An 11,963-nucleotide genomic window follows, 5' to 3' on the forward strand; every position below is an offset into this window, starting at 1 on the left:
CAAAATGCGAGTGTTTAGTTGGATTTTTGGTGAATGAACTCTGAGGTCTCACAGCAGCTGTCTGGATTGGTCTTCTTCAGGAAGGATGATGTTGGATAAGGTGAGATTTCAAAATGGCGAACTCGCGCGAGGATAGGTGTGATTGCAGCTCGGCGGGTGAACGTGGGACAGGCGAGTTTGGTGATGCTGTTTGGGATGAGCCGGAACGCCTGCATGTGCGTAAAAGTTTGATCCCGGAGGGGGATAACACTGCCTTTGAGCGGATCATGGGTGTTTCTGACATCTTCCCGATTAACTACCTCAGCCGTGGGGTCGCGGCTGCGCGGTCTATCTGCAAGGTTCAGCTTTATCGAGGTGGACGTATTCCGGCAGGGGCCGGGTCTGGCTTTATGGTTGGGCCGAACCTGCTTCTGACCAATAATCATGTGATCCGGTCGCGGCAATCCGCAGCGCAGGCCTCGGCTATCTTTCAATATGAGATGGATGAGGATTTTTCGCTTGGGCGGTCTGCCGAGTTCTCGATTACGGATGAGATCTTCTTTACCAGCGCGAGTAACAATCTGGATTTCAGTTTCGTCTCTGTTGAAGAGGGGAATAAAGAGGCCCGGTCACTCTCTGACTTTGGTTCTTTGAAGCTGTTGCCTCAATCTGGCAAGGCGGTGAAAGGTGAGTCTGTTTCAATCATTCATCATCCCAATGGTGGGTTGAAGAGCCTTTCTCTTCGCAACAGCCAAATCCTGAGCGTTCATGACCACTTCATAACTTACTCAAGTGATACTCTGCCGGGGTCTTCGGGGGCGCCGGTGCTGAATGACCAATGGTTGCCGGTGGCTTTGCACCACCGCAGTATTTCTCATCCATCCAACAGAAACCGCTGGATTGCGAACCGCGGTATCCGGATCAGCGCTATTTTAGCCTACCTGAAGCTGCATGCGTCAAAGCGCAACACCGACGCATTGAGGATTACTGAACATCTTGGTTTGTAATTAAGCAGCAATATCAGTGCACTAACCAAAGTGTTATGTTGATATACGTAGTTCAAAGTGACTAATGGGCATAACGTATATATCAATCCTCTTTTTTCAGAATGCTGCTAGATAAGCGTCCATAAATAGAAGAATAAATCTACATGATAGATCGATGCAAAGCTCCGGCGTTATAAGCAAAACAATTTTAGGACTTCTGGGAAGCGTACTCTTTGGTGGCGCGGCTGTTGCACAAGTGTGCCCAACCGCAGACACGATGAAAACCGGAATGGTCCTCATAAACAGCAATATTCCCGCACGTTTGTTTGTTCGACTTGAAGAGGACGGACAGATTACAGAGCTGCATTTGAATGAGCGATATGTGGTGGTGCGTGACCAGATACATGTTCATGAGAAGGGCTTGTTCCTTTCCTATGAACGAGGGGCTCACATCAATCGGACTTACGTGCCAGATATACCGTTTGTTGAGTTCTTTCCGCTTGAAGTTGGTAAGGTCTGGACAGCATCCATTGATGTGTTTGAGAACGAAGACCTTGTACGCAGAGATGTGCCCTACAAGTTTTCCGTTGGTGAGCCTGACCGCTTGCAAGTTGGCAGTTGCGCCTACGATGTACTTGATGTGACGCTTGAAACCGTCAGCGCAGAGGGTGAGGATATTGTTACCAAATATGCCTACAGCCCTGAGCTTGGGACCATCCTTAGAGGGGAAGGCAAGCATCTTTGGACATCCGAAAACGATGTGATGCAGTTTGATGAGCTGCGCGTTGTCCGCAACAAGCTGGTGCAATAAGAAAAAAGGGAGACCAGAGCCTCCCCCTAAATAAGTTTAAGCCAGCACTTCGCGGCTGATCAGTTCCTTCATAATCTCTGAAGTACCGCCGTAGATGCGTTGAACGCGGGCGTCTACGAAGGCGCGGGAAACGCCGTATTCTCTCATGTAACCGTAACCGCCGTGGAGCTGGAGGCAGCCGTCTACAACACGGCCCTGCATTTCTGTTGTGCCGAGTTTGGCCATGCTGACTGTGGTGTTGTCGAGCTTGCCTTCCAGGAACAGGCGGCAGCATTCGTCAACGAACGCGCGGTGGGTGCGGACGTCGGTTGCCATTTCTGCCATTTTGAAGCGGGTGTTCTGAAGGGTAGCAACAGGGCGACCGAAGGCCTGACGTTCTTTGACGTAGTCAGCCGTCATTGCCAGTACGCCTTCCGCACCTGCAACAGCGCCCACAGCGAGGGTAAGTCGTTCGCGTGGGAGCTCGTTCATCATGATGTGGAAGCCAGCATCCATTCTGCCGAGGCAAGCGCTGGCTGGGACGCGGAGGTCCTCAAAGAAGAGCTCGGATGTGTCTGAGGAATGCAGACCGATCTTGTCGAGGTTCTGACCGCGTTTGAAGCCCGGGTTGTCAGCTTCAACGAGGAAAAGGCTGGTTCCCTTGGAGCCGGAGACGTCCAGATTTGTGCGAGCCACAACGATCACAATATCTGCATGCTGGCCGTTGGTGATGAAGATTTTGCTGCCGTTGATGATGTAATCATCGCCGTCTTTGCGTGCGATTGTGCGGATGCCCTGAAGGTCAGAACCTGCTGCAGGTTCAGTCATCGCGATGGCGCCGACGCACTCGCCTGTTACCATTTTTGGCAGGTACTTTTGCTTCTGCTCTTCACTGCCGTGATTGAGGATATAAGGGGCAACAATGTCGGAATGCACGCTGAGAGAAACGCCCAGACCAGAACAGTTGGCGCGGGTGAACTCTTCAATGATGACCATGGAGAACAGGAAGTTGGTGCCGAACCCGCCATATGCTTCCGGGGTGTCTACAGAGAGCAGGCCTTGCTCGCCCATCTTGTTCCAGATGTCACGCGGGAAGATATCTGCCTTCTCCCATTCGTCGTAGTGCGGGAGAATCTCTGCTTCGATGAACCGCTTTACATTATCGCGAAAAAGCTCAAGTTCACCTTTCAGGTCTTCGTCAATCATATCCATCCCTTTGTATTTCAAGCAGAAACGACGCTTTCCCAAATTCATCTCCCAACAGCGATTTAGGGTCGTTTCTTTACGTATACGGCAAGCCTAAGGGAGGTGATCAATCTGCGCAACTGGCGATGAGTATTAGGCGATTGGCATAATTGCTGTCGGTTGTGACTTGACTCTCCAAAATCGACTTATATATTAGAGAAAACTAAATTAGAAAACATAAATTTTGATCATGGTATCGCGCATGCCCTGGTTAGTTTCTCCATCAACCGAACTTTCCTCTGCAGGGGAAAGAACGAGTATAAAATATGACTGAGTTTACCCCATATGCCTCGTTAGCCGGAGGCGTTTTAATCGGCTTGTCTACTGTCATCCTGTTGCTCGCCAATGGGCGGATTGCGGGGATTAGCGGCATTTACAGCCGCTTGTTTGAGACCGGTACGCTTGCCAATGGCAAGTCGGCCTGGGTGCATGGTGAGAAGGGCTGGCAACTGTCGTTTGTTGTTGGGATCGTTCTTGCGCCTCTGCTGCTGATGGCAGGGGGATTTGAGATTGAGCAGGTGTTTACAGGAGACCTGACGCTGATCGCGATTGCAGGGGCTCTTGTTGGCTTTGGCTCGGTGTTTGGAAGCGGATGCACGAGTGGGCATGGTGTTTGTGGTTTGTCGCGCCTGTCTGTTCGGTCACTGGCCGCGACGATCACCTTTATGTCGGTCGGTATCGCCGTTGTGTTCGTCCTTCGCCACGTGGTGGGGGGATAACATGCAACGGATCATCGCTGGTTTTTTGGCTGGCCTGACCTTTGGGGCGGGGCTGGTTGTTGCGGGAATGAGCAATCCTTTGAAGGTGCAAAACTTCCTTGATGTGTTTGGAAATTGGGATCCAAGTCTCGCCTTTGTGATGGGCGGCGCCATTCTGGTGGCTTTTCCGTTTTTCCGTCTGGCGCGCTTTCTACCGCGTCCGTTTGTGGCGGATGATTTTCGGATTCCAACGTTTCAGCAGATCGATAAACGGTTGATTTTTGGGTCAGCTACATTTGGTGCGGGATGGGGATTAATCGGTCTGTGTCCGGGTCCTGCACTGGTTTCAGTTTCATTGCTGTCGCCTCAGGCGATTGTGTTTGTTTTATGCATGACGTCGGGGATGCTGGTCGCGAGACTGGTTGCCAACCTCTCAATGCGAAGAGCGTTGAAAGAGGCCTGATCTGTCATGTGTTTCATTGATAAATCATGGATTTAGGTGGGAGAAGGTTATGAGCAGTTATCCTGTGCAGATGGATCAGAAAGTGGAGATCAAGGATTTCTTTGATCCGGTGTCGAACACCATTACTTATGTGGTGACAGACCCGGAAACAAAGGCATGTGCGGTCATCGACAGTGTGATGGATATCGACTATCCGGCAGGGCGCATCAGCTTTGAGCATGCCGATGAAATCATTGCGTACATCCGCGAAAATGATCTGAAGCTGGAATGGCTGCTCGAAACCCATGTGCATGCTGACCACTTGTCTGCTACGCCGTATATTCAGCAGAAGCTGGGCGGCAAGATTGGTATTGGTGAGCAGGTGACAGTTGTTCAGGGCGTGTTTGGTAAAGTGTTTAATGCAGGCACTGAGTTTGCACGCGATGGCAGCCAGTTCGACAAGCTGTTTCAGGACGGAGATACCTATCAGATCGGGAATCTGAAGTGCTTTGCGATGCATACGCCGGGGCATACACCAGCGTGCATGGTGCATGTGATTGGTGATGCGGCGTTTGTGGGGGAGACGTTGTTTATGCCGGATAGCGGCACTGCGCGTGCTGACTTCCCGGGCGGGGACGCGTCCGTGCTGTATGCGTCTATCCATAAGGTGTTGAGTTTGCCTGACGAAATGCGTTTGTTCATGTGCCATGACTATGGTGCGAATGGACGTGAGATTTTGTTTGAAACAACCGTTGCAGCTGAGAAAGCGGAAAACATTCACGTAGGTAATAGTACTAGTCGTGAAAAGTTCGTCGAAATGCGCGAAGCTCGGGATGCAACGCTTGATGTGCCTAACCTGATTGTGCCGAGCATTCAGGTGAATATGAGAGCCGGTCGTTTGCCTGAGGCAGAAAACGAAACCGGTCAAACCTATTTGAAAGTGCCAGTCAATGTTCTCTAATCTACTTCAGAAAATTTCAGGCGGTGGTGGTGGCCAGCTGCGTGCGCGTCAACTTGCCGAGGATTATTGGGTTGCCGGGCAGCTCTATCCTGAGGACATGGAGAAGGCACGTGAGCAGGGTTTCCGGTCTATCGTCTGTAACCGACCGGATGATGAAGCACCGAACCAGCCGACTTATCTGGAGGTTTCTGGAGCAGCTGAAGAGCAGGGTCTGGAGCACATTTACATTCCAATTGGACCGGGGACAGATTTTGCCGAGGCTGGTCAGGAATTGATTGATTTTCTGGCGGAAGCACCTAGGCCTGTTTTGGCGTATTGCCGGAGTGGGAATCGATCTACCATGTTGTGGCGATCGATTAATATGTAAGCGTTGCCAGACAGTTAGATTTTATGATGCCAGTGAGGGGAGACCTTGCTGGCATTTTTCGTTTGTGGGTGGGTTTTAGGTTGCCGAGAGGGGATAAGCCTCAGACATTGAGCGCGATGACGCCCAGTGCGATGAGCGTGATGATGGTGGCTGTGATGCGCACGCCAAGGTAGTTTCGCGATGTGATTTCCAGGTTCTGCAAATAGAAATTAACAAACAGCATGCCCGAGAAGAGGATGATAAGTCCGAGAATGAAGATGATCGGAGCGGTAAACAGGAACAGGCACCAGCCGGATAGTGCGACAAAGTTGCTCCATAACAGCAGCCATGCACGCCTTGGGTGAGGAGCGATGAAGAACATACCCCATTGGCTTCCCGCCATGAAGGAGAGGATGACAAGGGCATATAAACTGACTGCTATGACAGTTGCGCCCACCAGTGGCAGAAATGAGTAACCCACTGATAAACCTATGGCTCCGGCGATGAACGGAATGGTTCCGGCGAGAGCAAGGCACGCGTAGAGCAGGGGCAGTTCTCGGTTCATCAGGTTTCAGTCCAGCTCATTTCTACTCCTGATAAAGGCTAGCGGCTAAGGCTGAAGGTAGTCCTGATACGAAGTTGCTCTTTTGAATGAACTGCTCAATACCTTAAGGGCACAACCAGACGGTCATAACCAGCGAAGGTGCCCGCCATGCAGCAAGAGATACTCACCACAGCCCGAATGATTGCAGAGGAGGCTGGTGCTTATGCTCTTGAGGTCTTTCATGACCGCGACAAGCTGCAGATTGGCAGCAAAGGCTTGTTGGATTACGTGAGTGAAGCGGACTGTGAAGTTGAGCGGCGCATCAAGCAGGCGTTGAGTGACGCCTTCCCGGAACATGGTTTCAAGGGGGAAGAAACAGGCGGTGAGCTGCAACCGCCGTGCTGGGTGATTGACCCGATTGATGGGACGACCAATTACCTTTACGGGCGGCCAGACTTTTGTATTTCCATGGCTTTTGTTGATGAGCAGGGACCAGCGGTTGCTGTTATCCATGCGCCTTTTCACCACCGGACGATTTATGCGGCGCGGGGGATCGGGGCGTTTGAGGATGGCAAGAGATTGCGACCCAGACAGGCCTGTGACCATGAGCTGGTGGTGAACCTGTGCTTTAACTACAAGCAGGAGAATAATCTCGATTTCCTCAACAAGGCCAATCGGCTGGTCTTAGGGCAGCATCAAATCCGTATTTGCGGGTCTGCGGCGTGGGCGTTGTGTCAGGCGGCGACGGGACAGGTGGATGGCGCCTACAATGGCTGCGTGAACAGCTGGGATGTGCTGGGCGGCCAACTCATTTGCGCTGAGGCTGGTCTTGAAGTTGCGCCTTACGTTTATGAGCAGGGCAGCGTCTACGCCTATCCGAAGGGCTCTGTGCTCTCAGATATTCTGGTTCCCTACCTTTAGGCGAGGGCATCTGAAGCGGGGATATCTGCTTTGCGTTGTTTTGTGCGTTCGTTTGCGTTGAATGCGTTTTTTCTGCGTTGCTCGGGGTTTCTGGTCCTGTGGTAGACGGGCAGCCCGATTTGCTAGCTGTCCGAAAAGTTATTCCCCTCACTCTGCGCTGCACTAGGTTGGTTTGAGCGCTGCTTTTCTGAAGTGATCGTTTACCGCAACTTCTAGTTACTATCGCTGCTCAGGCCTGGGTGAATTTTTATGACTGTTGACGCCAAACTCTAGGGCATATTAAGAATAGAATAGAATATTTTGATAATAATTTGAATGATGTTTGCAAGTTCTAATTGCGTGTGGGGGAGAGCATGGCAGTTACAGATGGTGGCTCGGTTGTTAAAAGCAGGAAGTGGTTGATGCAAACCACGCGAGAGTGGAGTGATTTCTTAAAAGCTGTTCTGTTCATTCTTGCGACGCTTGCTGCAGTTTTTACAATTGGCTGGACCTATTATCTTAAGCCAAAACTAATTGAAGAAGTGAAGCTAGAGCTTCAAAAGCAAGAGCATTCAGAATGGCATAAGAGGAATGTTTTTCTGGCGTTGTCCGGTGATCAAAGTGATTTAGTTGACGCTTACCTCACGGATCATAAGACAGAGAATTTGATTGAACACATCCTTGACCCGCCTAAATACAAGATCCTGGAGGGCACGGTAAACAACAAGGTTGATGCGGTAAAAGTCATTAAGCTTGAAGTTGATCGGTCCATCATTTTTGAGAGCGGTGAGGCTAAACAAGACGATAATGGTGAGTTTATGCGAAGGAACCGCCACATCCTTCGTGATGACTTTTATGCTAACAGAGATCAAAACGTTATTGTTCGTGTCACCCCGGATTATGATGGAAATTTTAAGAAAGCCATTGAAAACGGTGAGGATATGGTTCTCCTGAAAGTCGGAATTTCTGAACCGATCCCCATCAACCAGCCTATCATGCAAATGGATGTTACCTGTGAAGTCCGAAGAGCGCTGGGGCAGAGCCCGGAAGGTTTGGTGAAGATTGAAGCAGACACAAAAAATCGTTTTGGCAACATCAAGGATGGTGGATTCCGTTTGAACGTTGTTGTGACTGTCATGAAAGGAAGTCAGTCATGCGATTAAGTATTTCTTTAGCGATTTTTTGGGGAGTTTGGAGCTCCGCAGCATTTGGTCAAGGTTGGCTGGAGACATCTGACGAAAGCGAGTTATGGACCAAGAAAGAACAAGTGTTTAATGTTCCAGGTCTTGGGAAGCCTGTAAAATATTCAGCTCTAAGATTTGAACGCTTGAAGTATTATTATGAAGTTGCTGAACTTCATGACCTGCTCATTGAGAAATATCCTGATCTTTCCAGGGACTCTATTGCCTTTGATAAGCAGCAGGGGACGGAGCGTGTGATTGAGCCAACGCTGCGAGAGGCTTGGGAGATTTTGAAGAATGATGAGCGCATTGTTGCTCTTATTCCTTTTGGCTTTTCTGAGACTGCTGGCGGGGATGAGATTGCTGGTTTTCGGAAGAACAACGGTGAGGTCAGGCAGGAGCTTTTTGCGGCACCAAATCTTGATGCGATTTTCTGCTTTGATGATGAAGGGCGCCGTCAGAGGTTGAATACTTCTTATGACGGTCAGATCCCTTTGTTGCTCGAAATTATCTATAAAACGAATGCGGATTACACTTATGTAGACGGACTGGATCTTGTGCGATTTGATGGTGGCAATAACAAGGGTATCTATCGGGAAGATTTTGAAAAGTGCCGTGATATGGTGCAGCTTGGGTATACTATTCTTTCTCCGAGAGATGCTGTGATTGATAAAGACTCTCAAGGTCGTATCAAGCACGGCAGGACGTCTAGAGAGGATGAACGCCTCTTCCGGCGCATCGTTATGATGTATGATCGTTTTGGGTATTTGAATTTTATACAGGTCAATGAACCTGCGCATAAATATGATGTAGGCGTGGCCTTGAGCTCTCACTCTTACTTTGATGGTGTTCCTTGCAGATATCGCGAGAACCCTAACTACCTTTCACGTTCTTTGAGTTGTGAGTTATGGGCAGTAAGCGTATCTGCTTACGATGATGCACCAATCGCCTTTCGGGCGGAGCCTTTGCAGGAGGTTGATTTTTGGGGAGATCCTGACAGGACGACACCCGGTGTGATGATTGTGCGGCACCGGACTAATTGAAGGATGTTGCGCAAACGTGCTTTGAGTGAGCTTGCAGCATGCTCCCAGATCGACCGGGAGCATGCATGTCGTGGTGTTACTTGTTCAGGAACGGGCGTAGCTTGCCGGCTAGCTCTTTTGGGTTGTTGAAGTGTGGGAAGTGGGCGGCTTCTTCGATGCGTTCCAGTTTTGCGTTCGGGATCGCGTCCTCATAGATTTCGGAGACTGCGAGTGGCTGGAAGTCTTTGTCGCCATGGATGATCAGCGTGTCAGCGGTGATGTTGCCCATATGCTTGCTCCAGTCATGGCGTCTGCCAAGGCCGAAGAACTGAGCGCGGGTGTACCAGCTGCCGAAGAGATCCTGTGAGATTGGCGGGGCACCTTTGATGGTGTCACCTGTGGCCTTGATGAAGTATGGCAGGAAGTCTGCATCCAGCTGTTGCAGGCTGGCTTCATCTTCTTTGAAGACCTGACCGAGATCCAGATAACGGCGCTGCCATTTGTCGTAGGCTTTGTGGTCCCGCTCTGGCAGGAGCTCACGAACGTTCTCAAACAAGCCTTTGTTGCCAGAGGGGAAGATGAGCAGGTCTGCCGGATTGAGCAAGACGAGCTTGTCGACATTCTCAGGGAACTCGGCGGCATAGAGGGAGGCGAGCAGGGCGCCGTAGGAGTGGCCCATGAGGATGAGCTTGTCATCGCCCAGCAGTTTGCGGATGCGTTCAATATCTGCCAGTTGCTGAGAGATGCCGAGGGTGCTTTCCAGCAGCTGGATCTTTGTCCATGTGCTGTCTTCTGCCGGGAAGCGGTCGAAGGGGCGTGTGGAGCGGCCTACACCGCGCTGGTCGTAGTAGTTGACGCGGTACTCGTCAGAGAGCAGGTCAAAACCCGGTGCGCTTGCCATGGTTGGAATGCCGGGTCCACCATGGATGAAGAGGATGTTGCGGCCTTCGCCGGTTGAGAAGTGTTTCAGCTTCACATCTGGTGCGACTTCCCAGAAGTCGTCGGAGATGCCGACGGGCGTCAGGTCTGTGCGCTGGGCAACGGTGCCCGGCTTGAACATGGGTTGTTGCATCATCCACCAGACAACAGCGCCACCGATAGCAAACAGCAAGCCAACCAGAACAACGAGTAACAGAAGCATCTTTTTGCCACTTACCCTCATAAAATCACTCCTTCATTGCAGCGGAGCCCAATGAATCATATGTGCACCCATCCGGTCTATAGCGAAGAGAACGTGCACGCTCAAATTTGTAGTATCAGGACTGTACTCAATTGAATTTGCACGTGCTTCGCAATTCTTGCGGAATTTGGCTCATGAATGGGTTTTGTAGCTTTTGTTCCGAAAACAGACTTTGTCTGACATATTCATGCGTCAATCGCGTTTGGAATGACCTGAAATTACGTTTTCTTGCGCTTGCCTACGAAAAATCTCGTATTTCGCTTGCGATCTCTGGTTGAAGCGTGTTTTCTAATTCGCGTGAATATTTCTTGTTCACTTCATTACACCAGTCGAGCGTCCTTTTTGATTTTCCGGTGACTGCTCAGACTTCTCATAGTGTTTGGGGCAGACGATTTTATGGCGCTTCTACGCCGTAGAGTATCCTGTCTCTCGTATATTTCCCGGGGGGCTATGACGCTTCTATCTTCCATTACTAAATTGGCGACAGCTGCAGCTATTGTTGGCGGCGCGGCGCTGTTTTCTGGTCAGGCTTTGGCGCAGGACCTTAAGTTCTTTACCATTGGCACAGGCGGTACAGCTTATACCTACTACCCGGTTGGCGGTATGATCGCCAATGCGATCTCCAATCCTCCGGGCTCTCGTGCCTGTGATGCTGGTGGGTCTTGCGGTGTACCGGGTCTGATTGCTTCTGCTGTTTCTTCCCGTGGTTCCGTTGATAACGTGAACGCGATCAACTCTGGCCTGCGTAACTCTGGTTTCGCACAGTCTGATGTTGCTTACTGGGCGTTTTCCGGCACCGGCACCATGGAAGGTAAAGAGCCGATGAAGGATCTGCGCTCGATTGCAGCGTTGTTCCCTGAGCATATTCATCTAATTGCAAAAGCTGACAGCGGCATCAATTCTGTTGCTGACCTGAAAGGCAAGCGCGTGTCTTTGGATGAGCCGGGGTCTGGCACATATACGGATGCGAACCTGATCCTTGCAGCTTATGGCCTTTCCACCTCTGACATCACTGCTGAAGCGCTGAAGGGTTCTGCTGCGGCGGAAGCACTGCGCAACGGCAAGGTTGATGCGTTCTTCGTGGTTGCTGGTTTCCCAACCGGTGCTGTGGTTGAGCTGGCGTCTGCTGAAGACATCAAGATCGTTCCGATCACTGGTCCGGAAGCTGAAAGTCTGGTTGAGAAATACGGCTTCTTTGCAAGCTCCGACATTCCATCTGGTGCCTACCAGGGTGTTGATGCAACAACCACTTTGACTGTTGGTGCGCAGTGGATCACCAGCGCGAAAGAAGATGACGAGCTGATCTACAACATCACCAAAGCGATGTGGAACGACAAGACCCGCAAACTGCTGGATGTTGGCCATTCCAAAGGCAAAACCATCACCATGGAAACTGCAACGGATGGTCTTGGTGTGCCGCTGCATCCGGGTGCCGAGCGTTTCTACAAAGAAGCTGGCCTGATCAAGTAAGGCCTGGTCACCTTTGATGATTTTGCGGTGCCCGGTAGACATCTGCCGGGCGCTGCTGTTTTCAATCTAAATGAAACGCAGGGCTGATGTCTCAGGATACGACAGATCAATCCCTTGAGGATCTGGAACGGAAATACGATCCAGACCTTACCTTCCGAGCGGCTGGTCCGGTGCTTGCTGTTGTTATAACAGCGGCACTTGTTGCCATGTCACTCTATC

The 11,963-nt window shown here is 50.7% G+C and carries 13 protein-coding genes; 10 read left to right on the top strand and 3 right to left on the bottom strand.

Going from position 1 to position 11,963, the window contains the following annotated elements:
- Positions 1 to 113 precede the first annotated feature (113 nt).
- Both PPL9_RS02850 and PPL9_RS02855 read left to right on the top strand, forming a co-directional pair.
- Entirely contained in the window at positions 114 to 986 is an 873-nt protein-coding gene (locus tag PPL9_RS02850) for a serine protease (RefSeq protein ID WP_057461232.1), read from the top strand.
- A 154-nt stretch (positions 987 to 1,140) separates the two neighbouring features.
- A complete protein-coding gene (locus tag PPL9_RS02855) occupies positions 1,141 to 1,776 on the top strand; it encodes a hypothetical protein (RefSeq protein WP_057461233.1) in 636 nt (211 codons plus the stop codon).
- Between the two features lie 36 nt (positions 1,777 to 1,812).
- On the opposite strand, the gene PPL9_RS02860 is transcribed toward PPL9_RS02855, so the two are convergent.
- Positions 1,813 to 2,961, bottom strand: coding sequence for an acyl-CoA dehydrogenase family protein (locus tag PPL9_RS02860; RefSeq protein WP_057461282.1), 1,149 nt, complete (start codon positions 2,959 to 2,961; stop codon positions 1,813 to 1,815).
- Positions 2,962 to 3,266: 305 nt separating this feature from the next.
- Here PPL9_RS02860 and PPL9_RS02865 point away from each other — a divergent pair, with 305 nt between their 5' ends.
- From PPL9_RS02865 to PPL9_RS02880, 4 genes are read left to right on the top strand one after another with little or no spacing between them, the layout of a single operon-like run.
- Positions 3,267 to 3,719, top strand: a complete 453-nt coding sequence (locus tag PPL9_RS02865; RefSeq protein ID WP_057461234.1) for a YeeE/YedE thiosulfate transporter family protein — start codon at positions 3,267 to 3,269, stop codon at positions 3,717 to 3,719.
- Position 3,720: 1 nt separating this feature from the next.
- On the top strand, positions 3,721 to 4,161 hold the full coding sequence (locus PPL9_RS02870) for a DUF6691 family protein (protein ID WP_057461235.1): 441 nt from the start codon (positions 3,721 to 3,723) through the stop codon (positions 4,159 to 4,161).
- A 49-nt stretch (positions 4,162 to 4,210) separates the two neighbouring features.
- On the top strand, positions 4,211 to 5,101 hold the full coding sequence (locus PPL9_RS02875; RefSeq protein WP_082596488.1) for an MBL fold metallo-hydrolase: 891 nt from the start codon (positions 4,211 to 4,213) through the stop codon (positions 5,099 to 5,101).
- Positions 5,091 to 5,468 (top strand): TIGR01244 family sulfur transferase, encoded by a 378-nt coding sequence (locus tag PPL9_RS02880; RefSeq protein ID WP_057461236.1) that lies wholly within the window; start codon positions 5,091 to 5,093, stop codon positions 5,466 to 5,468. Before PPL9_RS02875 ends, PPL9_RS02880 begins: the two co-directional genes overlap by 11 nt.
- Positions 5,469 to 5,568: 100 nt before the next feature.
- Here the strand turns inward: PPL9_RS02880 and PPL9_RS02885 are convergent, their stop codons facing one another.
- A complete protein-coding gene (locus PPL9_RS02885; RefSeq protein ID WP_082596490.1) occupies positions 5,569 to 6,012 on the bottom strand; it encodes a DUF3429 family protein in 444 nt (147 codons plus the stop codon).
- A gap of 147 nt (positions 6,013 to 6,159) precedes the next feature.
- On the opposite strand from PPL9_RS02885, the gene PPL9_RS02890 reads away from it, so the two are divergent.
- From PPL9_RS02890 to PPL9_RS02900, 3 genes are all read left to right on the top strand, one after another.
- Positions 6,160 to 6,912 carry an inositol monophosphatase gene (locus tag PPL9_RS02890; protein ID WP_057461237.1) on the top strand — a complete coding sequence of 251 codons (753 nt, stop codon included), beginning with the start codon at positions 6,160 to 6,162 and terminating at the stop codon, positions 6,910 to 6,912.
- A gap of 353 nt (positions 6,913 to 7,265) precedes the next feature.
- A complete protein-coding gene (locus PPL9_RS02895) occupies positions 7,266 to 8,054 on the top strand; it encodes a hypothetical protein (protein WP_057461238.1) in 789 nt (262 codons plus the stop codon).
- On the top strand, positions 8,045 to 9,115 hold the full coding sequence (locus PPL9_RS02900) for a hypothetical protein (RefSeq protein ID WP_057461239.1): 1,071 nt from the start codon (positions 8,045 to 8,047) through the stop codon (positions 9,113 to 9,115). Before PPL9_RS02895 ends, PPL9_RS02900 begins: the two co-directional genes overlap by 10 nt.
- Positions 9,116 to 9,191: 76 nt before the next feature.
- On the opposite strand, the gene PPL9_RS02905 is transcribed toward PPL9_RS02900, so the two are convergent.
- Positions 9,192 to 10,256 carry an alpha/beta hydrolase gene (locus PPL9_RS02905; RefSeq protein ID WP_057461240.1) on the bottom strand — a complete coding sequence of 355 codons (1,065 nt, stop codon included), beginning with the start codon at positions 10,254 to 10,256 and terminating at the stop codon, positions 9,192 to 9,194.
- A gap of 468 nt (positions 10,257 to 10,724) precedes the next feature.
- Between PPL9_RS02905 and PPL9_RS02910 the strand changes: the two genes are divergently transcribed.
- The gene (locus PPL9_RS02910) at positions 10,725 to 11,744 is read left to right on the top strand and encodes a TAXI family TRAP transporter solute-binding subunit (RefSeq protein WP_057461241.1); all 1,020 of its coding nucleotides are present in this window, start codon (positions 10,725 to 10,727) and stop codon (positions 11,742 to 11,744) included.
- Positions 11,745 to 11,963 lie beyond the last annotated feature (219 nt).

Source organism: Pseudovibrio sp. POLY-S9, from assembly GCF_001431305.1.
GTDB lineage: Bacteria > Pseudomonadota > Alphaproteobacteria > Rhizobiales > Stappiaceae > Pseudovibrio.